Source organism: Streptomyces sp. LZ34 (genome assembly GCF_053890475.1).
Window position 1 is genome coordinate 8,196,494 of sequence record NZ_CM132680.1, and the last position, 21,445, is coordinate 8,217,938.

Here is a 21,445-nt window from a genome sequence, read left to right on the forward strand (position 1 = left end):
AAATTCTGACAGGTGAACAGATGTGTATTGGTCTGGACCTTGACCTCGACTGGGTCCCGCGGTACCCAGGATGAAGGCCTGGTCCGCCCGACGAAGGGGATGCCGTGGGACGACGCCGGATCCGCCTCAGCCTCCTGTGCTCCCTGCTGCTCTCCGTGGCGGGGGCGGGGGCCGCCGCCACGGCGAGCCCCTCCGACCCGGCCGCCGGAGCCGCGGCGCCCGGCTCCGCCGCCGGGGCGCGGCCGGTGCCGCTGGACCGGGTCGTGCCCGCCCCCGCCTCCGTACGGCCCGCGGGGACCCCGTACACGCTCGGCCCGCACACGCGGATCCAGGTGGCCCCGGGCTCCAGCGCGGCGCGCCAGGTGGGCGACTATCTGGCGGGCGTGCTGCGCCCCTCCACCGGGTACCGGCTGCCGGTCACCGCGGGCGGGGGCAGGGCGGGCCGGGGCGGCGACGCCATCCGGCTGCGGCTCGTCGGCACGGCGCCCGACGGGCGCGGCCTCGGGACGGAGGGCTACCGGCTGGAGGTGAACCGGCGCGCGATCACCATCAGCGCCCGTGGGCCCGCTGGTCTGTTCCACGGTGTGCAGACCCTGCGGCAGCTGCTGCCCGCCGCGGTCGAGCGGAAGAGCCCGCAGCCCGGCCCCTGGACCGTCTCCGGCGGCACCGTCACCGATGTGCCGCGCTACGCCTACCGGGGCGCGATGCTGGATGTGTCCCGCCACTTCTTCACCGTCCGCCAGGTCAAGGCGTACATCGACCAGCTCGCGCTGTACAAGATCAACACGCTGCATCTGCATCTGTCGGACGACCAGGGGTGGCGGCTCGCCATCGACTCCTGGCCACGGCTCGCGACGTACGGCGGCAGCACCCAGGTCGGCGGCGGGCGCGGCGGCTTCTACAGCAAGGCGGACTACCGCGAGATCGTGCGGTACGCGGCGAGCCGCTATCTGACCGTCGTCCCCGAGATCGACATGCCGGGCCACACCAATGCCGCGCTCGCCTCCTACGCCGAGCTGAACTGCGACGGCGTCGCGCCCCCGCTCTACACCGGCACCGAGGTCGGCTTCAGCTCGCTGTGCGCGTCCAAGGAGGTGACGTACGACTTCGCGGACGACGTCATCCGGGAACTCGCCGCGCTCACCCCCGGCCGCTACCTCCACATCGGCGGCGACGAGGCGCACTCCACCAGCCACGAGGACTTCGTGGCCTTCATGGACCGGGTCCAGCCGATCGTCGCCAAGTACGGCAAGACGGTGATCGGCTGGCATCAGCTGACCGGCGCGCGGCCCGCCAAGGGGGCCATCGCCCAGTACTGGGGGCAGGACGGCAGCGAGAAGGAGGTCGCGGACGCGGCCAGGGCGGGCACCCGGCTGATCCTCTCGCCCGCCAACCGCGCCTACTTGGACATGAAGTACGACAAGGACACGCCGCTGGGGCAGGACTGGGCCGGGCTGGTGGACGCCCGGCAGTCCTACGACTGGGACCCGGGCGCCTATGTCCAGGGAGCGCCGGCCTCCTCGATCTTCGGGGTCGAGGCGCCGCTGTGGACGGAGACCCTCTCGACGAGCGCGCACCTCGAGTACATGGCCTTCCCCCGGCTCCCGGGCATCGCCGAACTCGGCTGGTCCCCGTCCGCCACGCACGACTGGGCCGCGTACCGGGTGCGGCTGGCCGCGCAGGGGCCGCGGTGGGACGCGCTCGGCATCGACTACTACCGCTCGCCCCAGGTGCCGTGGCCCACGCGCTGAGCGGCGCGGGCCACAGCCGGATGACGCGGAGCCGCGCGGGCCACGGCCGTACGGGCACCCGCGCGGTCAGCCCGCGAGGCCGAGCTCGCGGGCGATCAGCATCCGCTGGACCTCGCTGGTGCCCTCGCCGATCTCCAGGATCTTGGAGTCCCGCCACATCCGGGCCACCGGATACTCGTTCATGAAGCCGTATCCGCCGTGCACCTGCGTGGCCTCCCGCGCGTTGGTCACCGCGACCTCGGAGGAGTAGAGCTTGGCGATCGACGCCTCCTTCTTGAACGGCTCCCCGCGCACCAGCCGCGAGGCCGCGTCCCGCCAGGCCACCCGGGCCATATGCGCCCGCATCTCCATGTCCGCGATCTTGAACTGGATGGCCTGGTTGGCGCCGATGGGGCGGCCGAACGCCTCGCGGGTCCTCGCGTACGTCACCGACTCGTCCACACAGCCCTGGGCCAGTCCGGTGGCCATCGCGGAGATCGCGATCCTGCCCTCGTCCAGGATCCGCAGGAACTGGGCGTAGCCGCGGCCCTCCTCGCCGAGCAGATGGTCCGCCGGGACGCGGCAGTCGGAGAAGGACAGCTCGCGGGTGTCCGACGCGTTCCACCCGACCTTGGAGTAGGGGGCGGCGACGGTGAGGCCGGGGGTGCCCGAGGGCACGATGACCGTGGAGATCTCGGGGCTGCCGTCGGGCTTGCGGCCGGTGACCGCGGTGACCGTGATCAGCGCGGTGATGTCCGTGCCGGAGTTGGTGATGAAGCACTTGGTCCCGTTGATCACCAACTCGCCCGTGGCCTCGTCCAGCCGGGCGGTGGTGCGCGTGGCGCCCGCGTCCGAGCCGCCGCCGGGCTCCGTCAGGCCGAACGCGCCCAGGGACTCGCCCGAGCACAGGCCGGGCAGCCAGCGGCGCTTCTGCTCCTCCGTGCCGTAGCGGAAGATCGGCATCGCGCCCAGCGAGACCCCCGCCTCCAGGGTGACCGCCACGGAGGAGTCCACCCGGGCCAGCTCCTCGATGGCCAGACAGAGCGCGAAGTAGTCGCCACCCATGCCGCCGTACTCCTCGGGGAAGGGCAGCCCGAACAGGCCCATCCGGCCCATCTCGCGGATGATCGCGTACGGGAACTCGTGGTGCTCCCAGAACTCCCCGATCTTCGGGGCGACCACGTCGTGCGCGAACGCCTCGACGGTACGGCGCAGTTCCTCGTGCTCGGGAGAGAGACGGTGGTCGGTCGTCATCGCGGACTCCTTGCGTGGGAACTCCCGCCTTCAGGCGAGGGAGGAAGCGCATCCCGTGCTTCCGGCGTGGGGCGCCGGAGCAGTGGGTGGGAAGGCTCCTCGGGGTGGGTGGTGTAGGCGTATCCGTCCGCGCGCTGCAGCAGGCGGACGTGCGGGTGCCGGGCGGTGACGAGGCCGTGGGCGGTGCGGACGGCGAAGCTGCCGGACGCGCGGACAGCGACGCGGCCCGTGTGGGTGCCGGCGTACTTGCCGGTGGGGACGACGGCGCGGACCAGGTCGCCGGTCTGGAAGCCGAAGAACTGCTTACGTCGGCGGAGGCGCAGCCGGGGGAAGCCGTACTTGTCGGGGCGGGTGCGTGTGTAGGCGCCTCGCCCGGTGCACCCGGCGACGAGGACGTGGGTGACGGTCTGGGTGATGGTGTCGAGCTTGCCGACCGCCAGGGCGTCGAGGGTGTGGGTTTTGGGCAGGTGGTTGCGGGTGCGGTTCCACTTCGTTCGGCCGCCCGACGCCACGTGTGTGGGCAGCCGTTGTTCCAGGGCGCGCCACAGCGCCCAGCGGACGCTCTGGACGGCGGCGGCCTCCCTCAGCGGCGCCTTCGCCCGGGCCTTGACGCGGGCGGCGACGGCCGGGGCTGCGAACTCCTCCACTGGCCGGTCGCCCTTGGCCTGATTGCACGGCACACAGGCCAGGACGAGATTGGAGACCCGGTCGCTGCCGCCACGGGAGCGGGGATGGACGTGGTCGATGTTCAACGGCACCCCGGTGGCACCGCAGTACACGCAGGCCCGGCCGAACTTCGCAAGCAGGTACTCACGCACCTCCGCGCCGTGCAGGGTGCCGTGCTGGTACTCCGCCCCCTCCAGTGGGCGATCGGCGCTGATGGCATGCGTGTCGAACGCAACCCGCTCCACATGCAACGCCTTGACCGGTGCCCACCGTGAGAGGCGGTCCACCCACAAGACGGTGGTCTCCACCCGGTGCCGCAGGCTCGGCGCGAGCCAGCCCTTGGGGCGGCGTCGGTTGAGAAACCGCGGCGCCCGGTAGCGCAGGTTACGGGACCGGCGCCCGCGCCGGTACGCGGCCCGCTGCTCCAGCTTCCTGCGGATCTGCGCGCCGCGATGGTCGAGCTGGACCGCGTACCGGCCTCGCCGCTGTCCGCCTTGCGCGGTGAACACCGCCAGGCCGGTGTGTCTGCTGCCGGGATCGATGCCCAGCTCCACCCCGTCGACCTCGCTTGCGGTCGCGGTGCGGTCCTTCAAGCGGATGACGAACGGGGTGTGCCGGGCCACTACCGCCCGCCCGGACTTCAGCAGCTTCCGTGCCCTGGCGGGTGTGGTGGGCTGCAGCGGTGTGCCGTGCTGGTCGAGGACGAACACGTGTGGGTGGGCCTCACGGCCCTCCTCCCGGACCTGACGGTCCAAGGTGAGGCCACCGTGCCCAGGTGAGGGCGTGGTGGTCTCCCCTCGCACATGTCCCGTACCGGGTACCGCATCGCGGTCTTCGGCCCCCGTTTCGTCCCTGATCCCGGGGTTGTCTGCTGGGCCGAATTCCAGAGCAGGCTGCTGAGGAAGCACAGCCTGGTGGGTCTTCCGTCCTGTACGGAACGTAGCCAACTTGGGTCACCTCCAGTGCAGTTGGCTGGTGCTGGTAACACACGGGCCTCAGCCACACGGGCTGAAAGCCCCCGTCTTCAGACGGGGGATCCGGTTACGGCTCAGATCTCCTTCGGGGAGAGCGCGCGGACGGTACGGGACGGGCTCGGGCGGCCCAGGTGCCGGGCCATCCAGGCGCTGGTCGTGGCGAGCCGGTTCAGGTCGACCCCGGTCTCGATGCCGAGGCCGTTGAGCATCCACACCAGGTCTTCGGTGGCGAGGTTTCCGGTCGCGCTCTTCGCGTACGGGCAGCCGCCGAGGCCGCCCGCGGAGGCGTCGACGCAGGTGATGCCGTACTGCAGCGCCGCGAGGGTGTTGGCGAGTGCCTGGCCGTAGGTGTCGTGGAAGTGGACCGCCAGCTTCTGCGCCGGGATGCCCGCCTCGCCCAGGGCGGCCAGCAGCTCCAGCACATGGCCGGGGGTGGCCACGCCGATGGTGTCGCCCAGGCTCAGCTCCTCGCACCCCATGTCGATGAGGTGGCGGGCTACCGAGACCGTCTGCGAGACGGGGACCGCGCCCTCCCACGGGTCGCCGAAGCACATCGACAGATAGCCGCGCACCTCGGCGCCCGCGGTACGGGCCTCGGCGACGACGGGCTCGAACATCTCCAGCACCTCGTCCACCGAGCGGTTGAGGTTGGCGCGGGCGAAGGACTCGGTGACGCTGGCGAAGACGGCGACGTCGCGCGCGCCGAGCGCCAGCGCGCGCTCTAGGCCGCGCTTGTTCGGCACCAGCACGGGCAGCCGGGCCGGGGTGCCCTCCAGCAGCGGCATCAGCTCCTCGGCGTCGGCCAGCTGGGGCACCCACTTGGGGTGGACGAAGCTCGTCGCCTCGACGGTGGTCAGCCCCGCCTCCGCGAGCCGCCGGATGAACTCGGCCTTCACCGCCACCGGGACCAGCGTCTTCTCGTTCTGGAGCCCGTCCCGGGGGCCCACTTCATGGATGCGGACCCGGGCGGGCAGCCCGCGGGCCGTGAAGGTCATGGGCAGGGTGTCGGGGAGGGCCATCACTCACGCTCCTCGCTCTTACGGTCTTCGGTCTCGTGCGGGGTGACGACGGTCTCGTGCGGGGCGACGACCGCCAGCAGCTGGTCCATGGCGACCGTGCTGCCGGGGGTCACATCGAGCTCGGTGACGGTGCCGTCGTGCGGGGCGGAGATGACGTGCTCCATCTTCATGGCCTCGACCACCACTAGCCCCTGACCGGCGGTGACCTCGTCGCCGACGGCCGCCTTGACCACCGTGACCGTGCCGGGCATCGGCGCGGTGAGCTCCCCGGCGTGGGCGCCGACGGCCCCGCCGCGCAGGGCCGCCTCCACCGGGTCGTGGCCGGCCACCTGCCAGGCGTCGCCGTCCCGGCCCAGCCAGTGGCCGGCGCCCTGCGTGGCGTACGCGAAGGTGTGGGTGACGCCGTCCCAGTCCAGGACGGCCCGGGAAGCGGCGCCGTCCGTCGGCGGCAGGGTGAGCCGCGCGCGGACCGTCGCCTCGGCGGCGGGCGTCGCCGGCGTCTCGGGGGTGTCCGGGCCCGCCACCCACACCTCCGTGCCCTGGGCCCGGACGCGCACCCGGACGGTCACCGGGGCGTGGCCGGGCACCCGCAGATGGTGGACGGTCCAGGCGGGCTCGCCGCCCAGCCGCCAGCCGGTCGGCACGGAGAACGGGTCGACCCAGCCCGAACCGTCCATGGTGGAGGGCCCGCCCGGCTCCAGCGCCGCCTGGCGCAGCAGGGCCGCCGCCGCGTACACCTCGTCCGGTACGACGGCGGGCACCAGGCCGGGGGCCTCGCGGTCGACGAGGCCGGTGTCCAGGTCGCCGGAGACGACGGCCGGGTGGGCGGCGAGGCGGCGCAGAAAGCCGGTGTTGGTGTCCAGGCCCAGGGTGGTGGTGCGGGCCAGCGCGGCGCGCAGCCGACGCAGGGCGGTGGGGCGGTCGGGGCCGTGGGCGATGACCTTGGCGAGCATCGGGTCGTACACCGTGCCGACCTCGGTGCCGACGGCCAGCCCGGAGTCGACCCGCACCCCCTCCCCGTCCGGCTCGGACAGGGCGAGCACCGTGCCCGCCGAGGGGAGGAAGTCGACCCTGTCGCCGCTGACCCGGGCGGTCTCCGCGCAGATACGGGCCTCGACCGCGTGTCCGGTGAGGGAGATGTCGTCCTGGGCGAGGGGCAGCTGCTCGCCGGCCGCGATCCGCAGCTGCCACTCCACCAGGTCCAGTCCGGTGATGAGCTCGGTCACCGGGTGCTCGACCTGAAGGCGGGTGTTCATCTCCATGAAGCAGTACGCCGCCGGGTCGGCGCCCGGGACGATGAACTCCACCGTGCCCGCGCCCACATAGCCGCAGGAGCGCGCCGCCTGGACCGCGGCCTCGCCCATGAGCGCCCGGGTGTCGGGGTCGAGCAGGGGGCTCGGCGCCTCTTCGATGATCTTCTGATGGCGGCGCTGGAGCGAGCACTCGCGCTCGCCGAGGTGGATGACGTGACCATGGCCGTCGGCCAGCACCTGGATCTCGATATGCCGGGGGCGGTCGATCCAGCGCTCGACCAGCAGCGTGTCATCGCCGAACGCGCCACGGGCCTCGCGCCGCGCGGCCGCGATCTCGTCGGCGAGCCGCGCCTCGTCCCGCACCAGCCGCATGCCCTTGCCCCCGCCGCCCGCCGAGGGCTTGAGCAGCACGGGCATGCCGATCTCCCGGGCGGCCTCCGCGAGATCGGCGTCGGTCAGGGCGCTGCCCGTGGAGCCGGGCACCACGGGCACGCCCGCCGCCCGCACGCTCTCCTTGGCGCGGATCTTGTCGCCCATCAGCTCGATCGCCGCGGCGGGCGGGCCGATGAAGGCGAGCCCGGCGCCGGTGCAGGCGCGGGCGAAGGCCGCGTTCTCCGCGAGGAAGCCATAGCCGGGGTGCACGGCCTGGGCGCCGGCCCGGTCGGCCGCGTCCAGCAGCCGCTTGACCGACAGATAGCTCTCGGCGGGGCTCGCCGGGCCGAGCCGGACCGCCGTGTCCGCCTCGCGCACATGCGGCGCGTCCGCGTCGGCGTCGCTGAACACGGCGACCGAGCGCACACCGAGCCGCCGCAGCGTGCGGATCACCCGGACGGCGATCTCGCCGCGGTTGGCCACCAGAACTGTCTCGAACATCGGGCTCACACTCTTCAGCTCCACGGTCCCTCACATCCGGAAGACGCCGAAGCCGCGCGTCACGGGATTCTGGCCGGGCTTGCCGGGAAGCGGCGCGTTCGCACAGGCGGTGAGGGCGAGGCCCAGCACCGCGCGGGTCTCCAGGGGGTCGATCACGCCGTCGTCCCACAGCCGCGCCGTCGCGTAATAGGCGTTTCCCTCGGTCTCGTACTGCGCGCGGATCGGCGCCCGGAACGCCTCCTCCTCGTCCGCCGGCCACTCCTCGCCGCGCGCCTCCATCTGGTCGCGCCTGACGGTCGCGAGCACGGAGGCCGCCTGCTCGCCGCCCATCACCGAGATCTTCGCGTTGGGCCACATCCACAGGAAGCGCGGCGAATAGGCGCGCCCGCACATCGAGTAGTTGCCCGCGCCGTACGAGCCGCCGATGACGACCGTGAGCTTCGGCACGCGCGTGCAGGCCACGGCGGTGACCATCTTGGCGCCGTGCTTGGCGATGCCGCCCGCCTCATAGCTGCGGCCGACCATGAACCCCGAGATGTTCTGAAGGAACACCAGAGGGATGCCGCGCTGGTCGCACAGCTCGATGAAATGGGCGCCCTTCTGGGCCGATTCGGAGAACAGGATGCCGTTGTTGGCGACGATGCCCACCGGGTGGCCCATGATGTGCGCGAAGCCCGTGACCAGGGTCGTGCCGAACTCGGCCTTGAACTCGGCGAACCGCGAGCCGTCCACGAGACGCGCGATCACCTCGCGCACGTCGTACGGCGTGCGCGAGTCGACCGGCACCGCCCCGTAGAGCCCCGCCGGGTCGACCGCGGGCTCCTCGGAGGGCTCCACCGGCCACGGCAGCGGCCCGCGCCTCGGCAGGGGCGCCGGGAGCGTCGAGACGACCGTACGGACGATGCGCAGGGCGTGGGCGTCGCTCTCCGCGAGGTGGTCGGTGACGCCGGAGACCCTGGAATGGACCTCGCCACCGCCCAGCTCCTCGGCCGTGACGACCTCTCCCGTCGCCGCCTTCACCAGCGGCGGCCCGCCCAGGAAGATCGTGCCCTGTCCGCGCACGATGACGGCCTCGTCGCTCATCGCCGGGACATACGCCCCGCCCGCCGTGCAGGACCCGAGCACCGCCGCGATCTGCGGGATCCCGGCGCCCGACATCCGCGCCTGGTTGTAGAAGATCCGCCCGAAGTGGTCCCGGTCGGGGAAGACCTCGTCCTGCATGGGCAGGAAGGCGCCTCCGGAGTCGACCAGATACACGCACGGCAGCCCGTTCTCCAAGGCGACGTCCTGGGCGCGCAGATGCTTCTTGACCGTCATCGGGTAGTACGTGCCGCCCTTGACCGTGGCGTCATTGGCGATCACCATCACCTCGCGGCCCGTCACCCGCCCGATCCCCGCGATCACTCCCGCCGCCGGGGCCTGCCCCTCGTACATCCCGTCGGCCGCGAGCGGGGCCAGCTCCAGGAACGGCGAGCCCGCGTCCAGCAGGGTGTCGACCCGGTCGCGGGGCAGCAGCTTGCCGCGCGCGGTGTGCCGCGCCCGCGTCTTCTCGCCGCCGCCCAGCCGCGCCGCGGCCAGCTTCTCGCGCAGCCGCGTGGCCAGCTCGCGGTGCGCGGCCTCGTTGGCCGCCCAGGCGTCGGACGCCGGATCGGCGGCGCTGCCCAGCACCGGTGCCTGCTCCATGACTACGGGCCCCCTTGCCTCGCGTGCCTCGCACATGCCTCACGCATGCCTCGTGGTCCAGGCATGGTTAATGAGCGTTAACCCATCCCCGCCAGGTTAACGACCACTAACGCCGCTGTCTAGAATCAACTCCATGAGCACGCAAGCCCCTGCCCCCACCCGCCGCGAACAGATCCTGAAGGAGGCGGCGCGCCTGTTCGCCGAGCGCGGCTTCCACGGCGTCGGCGTCGACGAGATAGGCGCGGCGGTCGGCATCAGCGGACCGGGCCTCTACCGCCACTTCGCGGGCAAGGAGGCCATGCTGGCGGAGCTGCTGGTCGGCATCAGCGGCCGGCTTCTGACGGGCGGCAAGCAGCGCGCCGCCGAGGCCTCGGAGCGGGAGCGGGATCCGGATGCGGTGCTGGACTCGCTGGTCCGGGGCCATATCGACTTCGCCCTCGACGACCGCCCGCTGATCACCCTCCACGACCGCGAGCTGGACCGGCTCCGGGACACCGACCGCAAGCTGGTGCGCTCGCTCCAGCGGCAGTACGTCGAGCTGTGGGTCCAGGTGGTGTGCGAGGTCCATCCCCGGCTCGCCGAGCCCGAGGCGCGGGCGTGTGTCCACGCCGTCTTCGGGCTGCTCAACTCCACCCCGCACCTCAGCCGCCCCGGCTCCCTCCCGGGCCGCGCGGCCACCGCCGAGCTGCTGTACCGCCTGGCGCTCGGCGCCTTCCGCGCGGCGGCGGGCGGGGGTGCTCAGGGGTGAGGCGCGGACGGGTCTGGACAGCCCGCCAACCGGCCGGTAGCTTTCGCTGAGCAAGCGCTTAGCCAGCCGTACCGAGGAGGTCGCCGCAGATGCGTCGCACGGTGTTCAACGAGGACCACGAGGCGTTCCGGGAGACCATCCGCGACTTCATCGCCGCCGAGGTCGTGCCGTACTACGAGGAGTGGCGGGAGGCCGGCCAGGCCCCGCGCGAGTTCTACAAGAAACTCGGCGAGCTGGGCATCTTCGGCATCGAGGTGCCCGAGGAGTACGGCGGCGCGGGCGAGACCAGCTTCAAGTTCAACGCGATCATCACCGAGGAGACCGCCCGGGCCGGGGTCAGCTTCGGCGGCAGCGGCGTACACACCGCGCTGTGCCTGCCGTACCTGCTCAAGTACGCCAACGAGGAGCAGAAGCGGCGCTGGCTGCCCCCGTTCATCTCCGGCGACATGATGACCGCCATCGCCATGACCGAGCCGGGCACCGGCTCCGACCTGGCGGGCATGAAGACCACCGCCAAGCTGTCCGAGGACGGCACGCACTACGTCCTCAACGGCGCCAAGACCTTCATCACCGGCGGCGTCCTCGCCGACCGCGTCCTGGTCTGCGCCCGCACCGCCCCCGCCACCCCCGAGGACCGCCGCGGCGGCATATCCATCCTCGTCGTCGACACCAGGAGCGAGGGCTACGCGGTCGGCCGCAAGCTGGAGAAGCTGGGCCTGAAGACCTCCGACACCGCCGAGCTGTCCTTCACCGACGTCAAGGTGCCGGTCGAGGACCTGCTGGGCGTGGAGGGCCGGGCGTTCGAGTACCTCACCCACAACCTCCCGCAGGAGCGCCTGGGCATCGCCGTCAGCGCATACGCGCAGGCCGCCGCGGCCGTCGAGTTCGCCAAGGCCTATGTGGCGGACCGTACGATCTTCGGCAAGACGGTGGCGTCCTTCCAGAACACCAAGTTCGCGCTCGCCGACTGCAAGTCCGAGGTGGACGCGATGCAGGCGGTCGTCGACCGGGCCCTGGAGGCGCACGACGCGGGCGAGCTCACCGCGGCCGACGCGGCCTCCGCGAAGCTCTTCACCACCGAGCGCGCGGCCGTCGTGATCGACAAGTGCCTCCAGCTGCACGGCGGTTACGGCTACATGATGGAGTACCCCATCGCCCGCCTGTACGCGGACACCCGCGTCACCCGCATCTACGGCGGCACCAGCGAGGTCATGCGGTCCATCATCGCGAAGTCCATGGGCCTGTGAGACCGGATGAGACCCGTGAGACCTGCGCAAGCTTGGTCTGCAAAACTCCTTAAACCATGAACGAAGCACCACAAGGCGCGCCACACCACGCACCACAGGGCGCGCTACAGAACCTGCTCGATCTGCTCGACCTGGAACAGATAGACCTGGACATCTTCCGAGGCACCAGCAGCGCGGCACCCCTGGTGCCGCGCGTCTTCGGCGGCCAGGTCGCCGCCCAGGCCCTGGTCGCCGCCGGCCGCACCGTCCCGGCCGACCGCCCGGCGCACTCGCTGCACGCCTACTTCCTGCGCCCCGGCGACCCGAACGCGCCCATCGTCTACACCGTCGACCGCATCCGCGACGGCTTCTCCTTCACCACCCGCCGGGTGGTGGCGGTCCAGCACGGCCAGCCGATCTTCCACCTCTCGGCGTCCTTCCAGCGCCACGAGGAGGGCCTTGAGCACCAGGAGCCGATGCCCGCCGTGCCCGACCCGCTCTCCCTGCCGACGGGCGAGGAACTGCTGCCCCGGTACGCGCACCTCTTCAGCGGCCCGAGCGTGGTCGAGCGGATGCTGGAGGCGCGGGGCGCGATCGACCTGCGGTACGTGGACGCGCCGCCGTACGCGAGCGTCGGGCAGCCGCGCGAGCCGAAGTCGCAGGTTTGGTTCCGGACGAACGGCAAACTGGACGGCGCCGCCGACGACCCCCTGACGCACATCTGCCTGGTCACCTATGTCTCCGACATGACGCTGCTGGACTCGGTGCTCCTCGCCCACGGGCGCGGCGGCTGGACGGTCGGCGACATCGTCGGCGCCAGCCTGGACCACGCCATGTGGTTCCACCGCCCGTTCCGCGCGGACGAGTGGCTGCTGTACGACCAGGAGAGCCCCTCCGCGTCCGGCGGCCGGGGGCTGGCCAAGGGCCGTATCTTCACTGCCGACGGTCAGCTGGCGGTCTCGGTGATCCAGGAAGGCGTCATGCGCGTGCCCCGTTCTTAGGGCTCGCTTCTTAGCGCTCGGTTCGCGTCAGGACTCGGCCGTGAGGCCCGCCGCGTCCAGCAGATAGGCGACCATCGGGTCGTAGAACCGCGGGTTGGTGACATGGTCGTCCAGCGGCACCACCACCTGGAGCGTGCCCTCCGCCTCGCCGAGGAACAGCGCCGGGTCGTTGCAGTCCGCATACCCCACCGCGTCGATGCCCCGCTGCCCCGCGCACCCAGCCCAGCCGTGGTCGGCGACCACCAGATCGGGCAGCGGCCGCCCCTCCTGCTCAAGACCGTCCAGGATCGCGGCCATGGGGGCGGGGGAGTGGGTGTGCCACAGCGTCGCGCCGCGCTCCAGCATCGCCACGTCGCAGAACTGGAAGACGTACCCCTCGTCCGCCGTCAGCCCGCCCGGGATCTCCACGATCTCGCACCCCGCGGCCCGCAGCGCCGCCGCCGTGAAGCGGTGCACGTCCAGCAGCCCGCCCGGGTGTCCGGTCGCGAACAGCACCCGCTCCTGCGCCTCGGCCGCCTTGCGCAGCACCGAGGCCATCCGGTCCAGCGCCCCCACCGTGAGCTCCGGGTCGATGGTGTCCTGCCCGGCGCGGTGCTCCGGGTCGTCGACCACGCCGCAGCGCTCCGCCATGACCGCCAGCACGTCCTGTTCATCGGCCCAGCGGTCGCCCAGTTCCAGGCCCAGCCAGTAGTGGCGGTCGCCGTTCGCGAGCTTGCGGTAGTGGGAGAGGTTGTTGTCCCGGGGCGTGGCGACGTCGCCGGCGATGCGGGTGCGGACCAGGTGGTCGATCAGTTCGGCCCGGCTGGGCGCGGAGCTGGGTATCGGCATGCGATCCATTGTCGCCTCTGCCGCGAGGAAATGGGGGCATCCACTACGGTCCGGGCGCTGACAGGATCATGAAGCCAGTCCCCGCTGGGACCTGCCCGCCCGGCGGCCGCGCCGACGGCTTCGGTTCCGGGGGCGCCCGGCGGTGCCGGGGGCCGTCTGTTCCGGGACCGGTGCGTCGATGGTGACGGGGGTACCGGAGGGCGCTTGCGCGCCGGTGATACGGGCCAGCTCGGTGTCGTTGGAGTGCACCCGGGCGGTATGCGGAGTGATGCCCGCGTCCGTCATCAGACCGGCCATCGCACGGCGCTGATCGGGCAGGACGAGGGTGACGACGGTGCCGGAGCCACCCGCACGGGCGGTGCGGCCGCCGCGGTGCAGGTAATCCTTGTGGTCGGCCGGCGGATCGACGTTGACGACGAGATCGAGGTCGTCGACGTGGATGCCCCGGGCGGCGACATTCGTGGCGACCAGCACGCTGACATGGCCGGTCTTGAAGTAGTCCAGAGTCCGGGTGCGCTGCGGCTGGGACTTGCCGCCGTGCAGCGCCGCCGCCCGCACGCCGCTGGCCAGCAGGTGCTTGGTCAGCCGGTCGACCGCGCGCTTGGTGTCCAGGAACATGATGACGCGGCCGTCGCGGGCGGCCACCCGGGTGACGACGGTGCGCTTGTCGGTGTCCGCGATGTGCAGCACATGGTGCTCCATCGTGGTGACCGCGCCCGCGGAGGCGTCGACCGAGTGCACGGCCGGGTCGTCGAGGAACCGGCGCACCAACTGGCCGACGTTGTGGTCGAGGGTCGCCGAGAACAGCATGCGCTGGCCGTCGGCCGGAACCTGCCGCAGCAGCCGGGTCACCTGGGGGAGAAAGCCCATGTCGGCCATCTGGTCGGCCTCGTCGAGGACCGTGACGCGCACCTGGTCCAATCGGCAGTCGCCGCGTTCGATCAGATCGTGGAGCCGGCCCGGGGTCGCTATGACCACCTCGGCGCCGTCGCGCAACGCGCCCGCCTGGCGGCCGATCGACATCCCGCCGACCACGGTGGCCTGCCGCAGCCGCAGCGGCCGGGCGTAAGGGGCGAGGGCGTCGGTGACCTGCTGGGCCAGCTCCCGGGTGGGCACCAGGACCAGGGCGAGCGGGCGGCGGGGCTCGGCGCGCTGCCCGGCGGTACGGGCCAGCAGGGCCAGGCCGAAGGCCAGGGTCTTGCCGGAGCCGGTCCGCCCACGGCCCAGGACATCGCGCCCGGCGAGCGCGTTGGGCAGCGCGGCCGCCTGAATCGGAAAGGGTACGGTCACGCCCTGGCGCGCCAGCTCCGCGGCGAGCCCGTCCGGCAGGTCCAGCTCGGCGAAGGAGCCGACGGGAGGCAGGAGCGGGGTGGTGCTCGGCGACACGGCGAATTCGTTGCCGTCGGCGGGTATGGGGACGAGAGCGGGGGCGGGGCGGCGATTCTTGCGGGAGCGCGGTGCGGTACCGCGGGACGAGCGGACAGGGCGGTTCATGCGGGGCCTTCCTCGTACGGCGCGTTTCGAGGAGGACTCCTCAGCGGGGATGATCCCGGGGCGAGAGATTCGCAGAACGTGCCGGAGAGCGGGTGAGTGACGGGGCCACGTGCCGAGGCGTCGATCGGCCGTCGGCCGCGGGGGGAGGCCGCTGTCCTTGAGTCCGGTTTCTGCCTGCGATGGGGCGGGTGCGGCCAGACGCGAGCCGGGGCCCGCACCCCTTCGGGTGCGGGCCCCGGCTCTATGGCGCTGTGACGCGTCAGACGGGCACGATGTTCTCGGCCTGCGGGCCCTTCTGGCCCTGCGTGACGTCGAACGAGACCTTCTGACCTTCCTGGAGCTCGCGGTAGCCCTGGGTGGCGATGTTCGAGTAGTGGGCGAAGACGTCGGCGCCGCCGCCGTCCTGCTCGATGAAGCCGAAGCCCTTTTCCGCGTTGAACCACTTCACGGTGCCGGTAGCCATGTCATTCTCCTCTGAATTGGGGCAGAGCCGGAACCCGAACCTCACGGATTCCGCGTCGCCGCAATGACCCCATCCGGAAACCACCGGTAAAACAAAAATGCGCCTGATGGCTACATCCTGTCAGGCGCACATAAAAGTTTATGGGTACCAAAACTGCAACTGCTACCACGCTAGCACGTGCTGCGCCCGGCTGGGGGGAACCACGCCCGGTGAATCTGCGCTTCCCGCCGGGCACCCGGTGTGGGACCCTGCCTCTACCGGCTCCCTCCCTCCTTCTCCCCGTGAGGTCCTATGCGCTGCGTCATCGCCAACTACGCCTTCGATCTGACCGCGAGCGAGGTGAAGGAAGCGATGAGCGGCGTCAAGCCCGAACCGATCACCGGTCCCTCGGTCCGGATCGGCCGCCGCAGCTACCCCGCCATGCAGGTCGGAGCGGTGATCACCCGCCAGGACCGCCGCGACTTCACCTCGGGCGAGGTGGTCCGCGCCATGAAGCGCCTCGGCTTCACCTGCGAGCCGGCGCCCGCCGCCGCGCCCACGCCCCCGTCCACCGCCCTCGACCCCGTCGCGGCCGCGGCGGCGGCCCTCGGAAGCCCCACGGACAGCTGAGCGGGGTGGGGATGTGTCCCGGGTCACGTCCGGGACACATCCCGGTTGTGTCTTGACCCCTGTGTTTCGACCCCTGTGTCTTGACCGCGTCCGGGGCCGTCCGGCGAGGGTCCGGGCCCGGCGCCGACCTGGACGTGGTGTCCAAAACGCCGCACGCGGCCCTCGGGAACGTCCATGTGCCCGACCGGCCGCGCTGCCTACGCTCGGAGCCATGACCACAGCAGACCGCCGCCCCCTCGGTCCCGTCGACTCCTCCCGCATCCCCCGCTACGCGGGCCCCGCGACCTTCGCCCGGCTGCCGCGCGTCGACGAGGTCGGCGGCGCGGCGGACATCGCCGTGGTCGGCGTGCCCTTCGACAGCGGGGTCTCCTACCGCCCCGGCGCCCGTTTCGGCGGCAACGCCATCCGCGAGGCGTCCCGGCTGCTGCGCCCCTACAACCCGGCCCAGGACGCCTCCCCCTTCGCTCTCGCCCAGGTCGCCGACGCCGGTGACATCGCCGCGAACCCCTTCGACATCAACGAGGCCGTCGAGACCATCCAGGCCGCCGCCGACGACCTGCTCGCCACCGGCGCCCGCCTGATGACCCTCGGCGGCGACCACACCATCGCCCTCCCCCTGCTGCGCGCCGTCGCCCGCGAGCACGGCCCGGTCGCCCTGCTCCACTTCGACGCCCACCTCGACACCTGGGACACCTACTTCGGCGCCGAGTACACCCACGGCACGCCCTTCCGCCGGGCCGTCGAGGAAGGCATCCTCGACACCTCCGCCCTCTCGCACGTCGGCACGCGCGGCCCGCTGTACGGGAAGCGGGACCTGGACGACGACGCCAAGATGGGCTTCGGGATCGTCACCTCCGCCGACGTCATGCGGCGCGGCGTGGACGAGGTCGCCCAGCAGCTGCGCGAGCGCATCGGCGACCGCCCCCTGTACATCTCCATCGACATCGACGTCCTCGACCCCGCCCACGCCCCCGGCACCGGCACCCCCGAGGCGGGCGGCCTCACCTCCCGCGAACTCCTGGAGATCCTGCGCGGCCTGGCCTCCTGCCACCTGGTCTCCGCCGACGTCGTCGAGGTCGCCCCGGCGTACGACCACGCGGAGATCACCTCCGTGGCCGCCTCCCACACGGCGTACGAGCTCACCACGATCATGGCCCGCCAGATCGCGACGGGGCGTGCCTCCGACGGCGCTTGATCCGATCGCTGTGCCGAGCATGCCGACGGCCGGGCCGTCGGCTGCCGCGTGGGTGTGTGCCTCGGTGATGGCAGGCAATAGCGTCGGCCGTATGGTGATCGAAGACTTGCTCGACGGTTCGGGGCGCAACTGGCTGCAGACGACGCTGCCCCGCGTCCCGTCGCACCCCGTCCAGCCACCTACGCCACCTGCGCCACCTGCGCCGCCTCAGCCGCCCAGGTGACGGCGAGGTCGGTGCGGCGACGGTATCCGCTACGTCACGGCCGCCGCGTCGCGCGCGGTGAGGGCAGCCGGTCTGAGCTGTGCACTACCCTGAACATGCGATCGACCCCGGCAGTTCGGATGCCGGGGTCGATCACTTGGCGGAGCTGGTCACCCTACAGAGCTTTCAGTGCCGGAGCATCGGACACCGAGAACCACACGCTTTTGCCGGTGGGCTGGAGCCCACCGTGCCAGACCGTCCCCCAGGCGTCCGCGTACGCCTGCACCAGCAGCAGGCCACGCCCGTGTTCGGCGTCGGCCTCCGCCTCGGGGGAGCGGGGTTCGGCCGGCCAGGGGGCGCCGCCCGGGTCGTCGTCCCGTACGGATACGTGGAGTTGGCGGCCCCGGATCGTCGCTTCGAGCGAGAGCAGAGGCACCTTGGTGTGCAGGTGGACGTTCGCGACGACTTCGGTGACCAGGAGGCGGGCGGTCTCGACGAGGGCGGGGTGGCCGGTGGCGACGAGCAGGCCCGCGACCATGTCGCGGGCTACTTTGGCGGTCTCGGGGACGTTGGGGGCGCGGAGTCGGTAGCGGTGGGCCGTTTCGATTGCCTCGCTGAGGAGTTGGGGTGGCAGGTCGGTCATGGTGGTCCCTTCCGGCGCCGCGCGCGTGTTGGTTGGGTAGCGGTACGATCACAGACGGTATGGATAAACGCTGTACCGGTACAAGGTTTTTCTCCGTGTCTCACTCATGTGGGTGGCGGAGAAGGAAGGACTGTGACGGCAATGCCGCCAAGGGACACCCCGACCGTTCGACAGGTGCGCCTCGGGTCCGAGCTGCGGAGAATGCGCGAGCGGGCCGGGAGGACCGCTCGCGAGGCTGCTGCGCTGCTCGGGGTCGATCAGGCCAGGGTGAGCAACATCGAAGCGGGCCGGATTGGGATCAGCGGCGAGCGCATCCGTCGGCTCGCCACCTTCTACGCGTGCGCTGACGCCGTGCTGGTCGACGCGCTGTGCGCCATTGCCGAAGAGCGGCGCGGTCAGTTCTGGTGGGACGAGTACCGAGGAATCCTTGCACCGGGCTTTCTGGATGTCGCCGAGATGGAACACCATGCGGTGTACGTCCGGTCCATGCAGGCCATGCTGATCCCGGGCCTGTTGCAGACAGAGGGCTACGCGCGTGTTCTCTTCCAAGGCGTCGTCCATGCGCTGCCAACCGAGGAGATCGACGCGAGGGTTGAGTACCGAATGCGGCGGCAGATGATCCTTGAGCGTGATGAGCCCGTGCGGCTGACGGCGACGATCCATGAGGCGGCGTTGCGCATGCGGTTCGGCGGTCGCAAGGTGGCTCGCGCGCAGCTTGAGCACCTGATGACAGTGTCCGGCTCGGAAGCGGTCACCGTGCGCGTCGTCCCCTTCACGAATGAAGACTTCGTCGAGACCACTAACCCGATTTTGTACGCCGGTACGGCAGTTCCCCGACTGGACACAGTCCAGGTGGACAACGTCGTCGGGGGTCGCTTCCTGGATGCTGAGGCCGAGCTTCACAGGTATGGAAAGCTGCTCGACAGGGCTGAAAGCCTGGCGCTCGATGCGGAAGAATCGCGGCAGCTCATCCATCACATCGCGCGGGAACTGTGAGGGGCGTGGTCATGAGTGCATCGATCCAGTGGCGGAAGTCATCATTCTCGGGCGGCGACGGGCCGGAGTGTGTCGAGCTCGCCCGAAGCGCCGACATCATCCTCATACGGGAGAGCGACGACCCCCAGGTCGTACTGACCACGGCCCGCCCCGGCCTCGCCGCGTTCATAGCCGGGGTGAAGGCAGGCGACTTCGACCACCTCACCCCCTGAACCATCCCGCTCCGAAAAACAGTTGGCGCCCCGCCACACCCACGGCAAACTTGCCGCCCGTCGGCGCCGTGACACGAGGAGGACCCGCGGGATGAGGACCAATCGGCTCGGCCGCAGCACTGTAGAGGTCACGGAGCTGGGGTTCGGCGGCGGGCCGCTGGGTGGGCTGTTCGAGGCGCTGGACGACGAGACCGCCGCCGGCGCGCTGGCCGCGGGCTGGGATCTCGGCATCCGGTACTTCGACACCTCGCCGCACTACGGCATCGGCCACTCCGAGCGCCGGATCGGCGACCTCCTCCGCGACAAGCCGCGCGACGAGTTCACGCTGTCGACGAAGGTCGGCAGGGTGCTCGTCCCGCAGGACCCGGCGGGCCGCATGGACGAGGCGTTCCAGGTGCCCGCGACGCATCGCCGGGTGTGGGACTTCTCCCGCGACGGCATCCGGCGCAGCGTCGAGGACTCCGTCACCCGCATGGGCGTCGACCGCATCGACATGCTCTTCCTCCATGACGCGGAGAAGCACTTCGAGGACGCGCTGCGCACCGGCTACCCCGCCCTCGCCGAGCTGCGCTCCGAGGGCGTCGTAGGCGCCATCGGAGCGGGGATGTACCACACCGGCATGCTCACCAAGCTGGTCCAAGAGGCAGACGTGGACGCGGTGATGCTGTCCGGCCACTACACACTCCTCCAGCACGGCGCCCTCGACGACCTGCTGCCCGCCTGCGCCGAGCGCAGCGTCTCCGTACTCGCGGCGTCCATCTTCAACTCCGGCCTGCTCGCCACACCGCGCCCCGCCGAGGGGGCGCACTTCGAGTACGCGCCCGCCTCGCGGGAGCTGGTGCGGCGGACGCACCGCATCGCGGATGTCTGCGAGGCGCACGGCGTGACGCTTCCGCAGGTGGCCATGGCGTTTCCGCTGCGGCACCCGGTCGTCGCGGGCATCGTGGTCGGCATGCGCACCGTCGAGGAGGTGCGGAGCAACGTCGAGTCGTTCGGGGCCGAGATCCCGGACGGGGTGTGGGCAGATCTGCGCGGCGAGGGGCTGCTCGACGAGCGGGTGCCGGTGGCCGCGTAAGGCCTGGGTTCAGCCGGCGTCCTTGAAGGCGGCGTTGATGACGGCCATGACGTAAGGCCGTTCGGAGGCGGAGCCCGTGGGGTTGAGGGAGTAGACCACACGGCGTGTCAGATCGCGGGCCGTGAACACGCCGTTGGTCCACCCGGGCAGGGAGCCGGTTTTGCCCCACACGGTGACGCCGTTGTCGAGTGTGACCCGCATCAGGCCGGCGGCGCTGAAGCAACTCGTTTTGTTGATGCAGTTCGTGTTGGTCGGCGCGCTGGGCACGTCGGGCACGGTGAACGCCAGTTTCTGCTGGGCGGGCGGGAGGAGCCGGCCGCAGAACAGGGCGGTCATGAACCGGTCCAGATCGGCGGCGGTGGAGATCATTCCGCCCTCGGCCCAGGCCCAGGGGCTCTGCTCGGTCACCTCGTCCGCACCGACGTATACGCGAGCGTGCGGTGTGGCGATGGACAGGTCGTCCGCTGAGGGGAGGCTGGTGTCGCGCAGCCCCAGCGGCAGGATGATGCGGCGGGTGAGTTCGTCTTCGAAGGTGTGGCCGGTCACCTTTTCGACCAGTAGGCCGAGGACGAATGTGTTGACGCCGTTGTACTGCTGGACACTGCCGGGCTCGGTCGGCCGCCCCGTCCCTTGGCTCGCGGCGGCCGCGAACGTATTGCGCACCACGTCCCGCGGTGACACGCTCTTCTGCCACCAACCGGGACCGTCGGCGGGCCCGGGTATGCCGGCCGGGGCCGGCAGGCCGCTGGTGTGGTCCAGGAGTTCGCGCACGGTGACCGTGCCGTATGCGGCCGGGATGAGGTCGGGCAGGTAGCGCCGGACGGGCGCGTCGACGGCGATCCGGTGCTCGGCGGCCAGCTGGAGCACGACCGTGCTGGTGAAGATCTTCGTCACGCTGCCGATGCGGAAGTGAGCGTCGCGGGACACCTCCCCCGTGGTTCCGGCCCACGGCATCGCCGGGCTGTCCCCCGCCACCCTGACCAGTGCGCCGGCGACAACGGGGTCAGGGAGGTGAGCGAGCAGATCTTGCATCGGCGCGGGGTCGAACGAGGCGGTGACCGCCGCCCGTTGCGGCACCGCGGCAGACGCCATCGCGGCGGGAACGCACGTACCTGCGGTGATCGCGGCGAGAGCGACGCCAGTCATGGTCAGGCGGCGGAGGGCGGAAGGGCGGTGGTGCATCAGGCTGCTCCCCAGGGTGGTCGGCACAGAGCCGGGCACGGTGACCGCGGGCAACTCTGCCCGGCCTGACCTCAGGAGCCATCGGGGATCACCCTGAGCGGTCCCCCGGGGCCACCCTG

General features: G+C 71.5%; 19 protein-coding genes. 9 read left to right on the forward strand and 10 right to left on the reverse strand.

From position 1 onward, the window contains the following. Nucleotides 1-104: 104 nt before the first annotated feature. A complete protein-coding gene (locus ACWY4P_RS34560; protein ID WP_456204470.1) occupies nucleotides 105-1,751 on the forward strand; it encodes a beta-N-acetylhexosaminidase in 1,647 nt (548 codons plus the stop codon). Between the two features lie 66 nt (nucleotides 1,752-1,817). On the opposite strand, the gene ACWY4P_RS34565 is transcribed toward ACWY4P_RS34560, so the two are convergent. The 5 genes from ACWY4P_RS34565 to ACWY4P_RS34585 form a co-directional block, all read right to left on the reverse strand. Beyond that, entirely contained in the window at nucleotides 1,818-2,984 is a 1,167-nt protein-coding gene (locus ACWY4P_RS34565) for an acyl-CoA dehydrogenase family protein (protein WP_456204471.1), read from the reverse strand. Further along, nucleotides 2,981-4,405, reverse strand: coding sequence for an RNA-guided endonuclease IscB (gene iscB / locus ACWY4P_RS34570; protein WP_456204472.1), 1,425 nt, complete (start codon nucleotides 4,403-4,405; stop codon nucleotides 2,981-2,983). Before iscB ends, ACWY4P_RS34565 begins: the two co-directional genes overlap by 4 nt. Before the next feature lie 293 nt (nucleotides 4,406-4,698). Then, nucleotides 4,699-5,643 carry a hydroxymethylglutaryl-CoA lyase gene (locus ACWY4P_RS34575; RefSeq protein ID WP_456204473.1) on the reverse strand — a complete coding sequence of 315 codons (945 nt, stop codon included), beginning with the start codon at nucleotides 5,641-5,643 and terminating at the stop codon, nucleotides 4,699-4,701. Beyond that, nucleotides 5,643-7,769, reverse strand: a complete 2,127-nt coding sequence (locus tag ACWY4P_RS34580; protein WP_456204474.1) for an ATP-binding protein — start codon at nucleotides 7,767-7,769, stop codon at nucleotides 5,643-5,645. The genes ACWY4P_RS34575 and ACWY4P_RS34580 overlap by 1 nt, the downstream gene beginning before the upstream one ends. Before the next feature lie 30 nt (nucleotides 7,770-7,799). Beyond that, the gene (locus ACWY4P_RS34585) at nucleotides 7,800-9,452 is read right to left on the reverse strand and encodes a carboxyl transferase domain-containing protein (RefSeq protein ID WP_456204475.1); all 1,653 of its coding nucleotides are present in this window, start codon (nucleotides 9,450-9,452) and stop codon (nucleotides 7,800-7,802) included. Between the two features lie 133 nt (nucleotides 9,453-9,585). Between ACWY4P_RS34585 and ACWY4P_RS34590 the strand changes: the two genes are divergently transcribed. The 3 genes from ACWY4P_RS34590 to ACWY4P_RS34600 all read left to right on the forward strand — a co-directional run bounded on the left by ACWY4P_RS34590 (nucleotide 9,586) and on the right by ACWY4P_RS34600 (nucleotide 12,427). Beyond that, nucleotides 9,586-10,200, forward strand: a complete 615-nt coding sequence (locus ACWY4P_RS34590) for an SACE_7040 family transcriptional regulator (RefSeq protein ID WP_456204476.1) — start codon at nucleotides 9,586-9,588, stop codon at nucleotides 10,198-10,200. A gap of 89 nt (nucleotides 10,201-10,289) precedes the next feature. Next, nucleotides 10,290-11,447, forward strand: a complete 1,158-nt coding sequence (locus ACWY4P_RS34595; protein WP_456204477.1) for an acyl-CoA dehydrogenase family protein — start codon at nucleotides 10,290-10,292, stop codon at nucleotides 11,445-11,447. A 56-nt stretch (nucleotides 11,448-11,503) separates the two neighbouring features. Beyond that, nucleotides 11,504-12,427, forward strand: coding sequence for an acyl-CoA thioesterase (locus tag ACWY4P_RS34600; RefSeq protein ID WP_456204478.1), 924 nt, complete (start codon nucleotides 11,504-11,506; stop codon nucleotides 12,425-12,427). Nucleotides 12,428-12,454: 27 nt separating this feature from the next. Here ACWY4P_RS34600 and ACWY4P_RS34605 read toward each other — a convergent pair whose 3' ends face one another. The 3 genes from ACWY4P_RS34605 to ACWY4P_RS34615 form a co-directional block, all read right to left on the reverse strand. Beyond that, nucleotides 12,455-13,264 (reverse strand): phosphatase, encoded by an 810-nt coding sequence (locus ACWY4P_RS34605; RefSeq protein WP_456204479.1) that lies wholly within the window; start codon nucleotides 13,262-13,264, stop codon nucleotides 12,455-12,457. A 57-nt stretch (nucleotides 13,265-13,321) separates the two neighbouring features. After that, nucleotides 13,322-14,749 (reverse strand): DEAD/DEAH box helicase, encoded by a 1,428-nt coding sequence (locus tag ACWY4P_RS34610; protein WP_456204480.1) that lies wholly within the window; start codon nucleotides 14,747-14,749, stop codon nucleotides 13,322-13,324. A gap of 259 nt (nucleotides 14,750-15,008) precedes the next feature. Continuing rightward, nucleotides 15,009-15,212, reverse strand: a complete 204-nt coding sequence (locus tag ACWY4P_RS34615) for a cold-shock protein (protein ID WP_456204481.1) — start codon at nucleotides 15,210-15,212, stop codon at nucleotides 15,009-15,011. 291 nt (nucleotides 15,213-15,503) lie between these two features. Here ACWY4P_RS34615 and ACWY4P_RS34620 point away from each other — a divergent pair, with 291 nt between their 5' ends. Further along, a complete protein-coding gene (locus ACWY4P_RS34620; RefSeq protein ID WP_456204482.1) occupies nucleotides 15,504-15,821 on the forward strand; it encodes an SCO5918 family protein in 318 nt (105 codons plus the stop codon). A gap of 211 nt (nucleotides 15,822-16,032) precedes the next feature. After that, a complete protein-coding gene (gene speB / locus ACWY4P_RS34625) occupies nucleotides 16,033-17,016 on the forward strand; it encodes an agmatinase (protein ID WP_456204483.1) in 984 nt (327 codons plus the stop codon). 377 nt (nucleotides 17,017-17,393) lie between these two features. On the opposite strand, the gene ACWY4P_RS34630 is transcribed toward speB, so the two are convergent. Beyond that, nucleotides 17,394-17,861, reverse strand: a complete 468-nt coding sequence (locus tag ACWY4P_RS34630) for an ATP-binding protein (protein ID WP_456204484.1) — start codon at nucleotides 17,859-17,861, stop codon at nucleotides 17,394-17,396. A gap of 141 nt (nucleotides 17,862-18,002) precedes the next feature. On the opposite strand from ACWY4P_RS34630, the gene ACWY4P_RS34635 reads away from it, so the two are divergent. The 3 genes from ACWY4P_RS34635 (at nucleotide 18,003) to ACWY4P_RS34645 (ending at nucleotide 20,144) form a co-directional block, all read left to right on the forward strand. Next, nucleotides 18,003-18,857: a helix-turn-helix domain-containing protein gene (locus ACWY4P_RS34635; protein WP_456213159.1), complete on the forward strand. Its 855-nt coding sequence runs from the start codon at nucleotides 18,003-18,005 to the stop codon at nucleotides 18,855-18,857. Nucleotides 18,858-18,868: 11 nt separating this feature from the next. Next, entirely contained in the window at nucleotides 18,869-19,069 is a 201-nt protein-coding gene (locus ACWY4P_RS34640) for a DUF397 domain-containing protein (RefSeq protein ID WP_456204485.1), read from the forward strand. A gap of 91 nt (nucleotides 19,070-19,160) precedes the next feature. Further along, nucleotides 19,161-20,144 (forward strand): aldo/keto reductase, encoded by a 984-nt coding sequence (locus ACWY4P_RS34645; RefSeq protein WP_456204486.1) that lies wholly within the window; start codon nucleotides 19,161-19,163, stop codon nucleotides 20,142-20,144. A 9-nt stretch (nucleotides 20,145-20,153) separates the two neighbouring features. Here the strand turns inward: ACWY4P_RS34645 and ACWY4P_RS34650 are convergent, their stop codons facing one another. Continuing rightward, the gene (locus ACWY4P_RS34650) at nucleotides 20,154-21,326 is read right to left on the reverse strand and encodes a serine hydrolase domain-containing protein (protein WP_456204487.1); all 1,173 of its coding nucleotides are present in this window, start codon (nucleotides 21,324-21,326) and stop codon (nucleotides 20,154-20,156) included. Nucleotides 21,327-21,445: the final 119 nt, after the last annotated feature.

What these genes read in the sequence shown, in the direction of transcription:
- ACWY4P_RS34585 (WP_456204475.1), bottom strand. Translation starts at nt 9,452, where the DNA reads ATGGAGCAGGCACCGGTGCTGGGCAGCGCCGCCGATCCGGCGTCCGAC.
- ACWY4P_RS34590 (WP_456204476.1), top strand. Translation starts at nt 9,586, where the DNA reads ATGAGCACGCAAGCCCCTGCCCCCACCCGCCGCGAACAGATCCTGAAG.
- ACWY4P_RS34605 (WP_456204479.1), bottom strand. Translation starts at nt 13,264, where the DNA reads ATGGATCGCATGCCGATACCCAGCTCCGCGCCCAGCCGGGCCGAACTG.
- speB (WP_456204483.1), top strand. Translation starts at nt 16,033, where the DNA reads ATGACCACAGCAGACCGCCGCCCCCTCGGTCCCGTCGACTCCTCCCGC.
- ACWY4P_RS34615 (WP_456204481.1), bottom strand. Translation starts at nt 15,212, where the DNA reads ATGGCTACCGGCACCGTGAAGTGGTTCAACGCGGAAAAGGGCTTCGGC.
- ACWY4P_RS34620 (WP_456204482.1), top strand. Translation starts at nt 15,504, where the DNA reads ATGCGCTGCGTCATCGCCAACTACGCCTTCGATCTGACCGCGAGCGAG.
- ACWY4P_RS34600 (WP_456204478.1), top strand. Translation starts at nt 11,504, where the DNA reads ATGAACGAAGCACCACAAGGCGCGCCACACCACGCACCACAGGGCGCG.
- ACWY4P_RS34575 (WP_456204473.1), bottom strand. Translation starts at nt 5,643, where the DNA reads ATGGCCCTCCCCGACACCCTGCCCATGACCTTCACGGCCCGCGGGCTG.
- ACWY4P_RS34565 (WP_456204471.1), bottom strand. Translation starts at nt 2,984, where the DNA reads ATGACGACCGACCACCGTCTCTCTCCCGAGCACGAGGAACTGCGCCGT.
- ACWY4P_RS34630 (WP_456204484.1), bottom strand. Translation starts at nt 17,861, where the DNA reads ATGACCGACCTGCCACCCCAACTCCTCAGCGAGGCAATCGAAACGGCC.
- ACWY4P_RS34610 (WP_456204480.1), bottom strand. Translation starts at nt 14,749, where the DNA reads ATGAACCGCCCTGTCCGCTCGTCCCGCGGTACCGCACCGCGCTCCCGC.
- ACWY4P_RS34635 (WP_456213159.1), top strand. Translation starts at nt 18,003, where the DNA reads ATGCCGCCAAGGGACACCCCGACCGTTCGACAGGTGCGCCTCGGGTCC.
- ACWY4P_RS34650 (WP_456204487.1), bottom strand. Translation starts at nt 21,326, where the DNA reads ATGCACCACCGCCCTTCCGCCCTCCGCCGCCTGACCATGACTGGCGTC.
- ACWY4P_RS34640 (WP_456204485.1), top strand. Translation starts at nt 18,869, where the DNA reads ATGAGTGCATCGATCCAGTGGCGGAAGTCATCATTCTCGGGCGGCGAC.
- ACWY4P_RS34595 (WP_456204477.1), top strand. Translation starts at nt 10,290, where the DNA reads ATGCGTCGCACGGTGTTCAACGAGGACCACGAGGCGTTCCGGGAGACC.
- ACWY4P_RS34645 (WP_456204486.1), top strand. Translation starts at nt 19,161, where the DNA reads ATGAGGACCAATCGGCTCGGCCGCAGCACTGTAGAGGTCACGGAGCTG.
- ACWY4P_RS34580 (WP_456204474.1), bottom strand. Translation starts at nt 7,769, where the DNA reads ATGTTCGAGACAGTTCTGGTGGCCAACCGCGGCGAGATCGCCGTCCGG.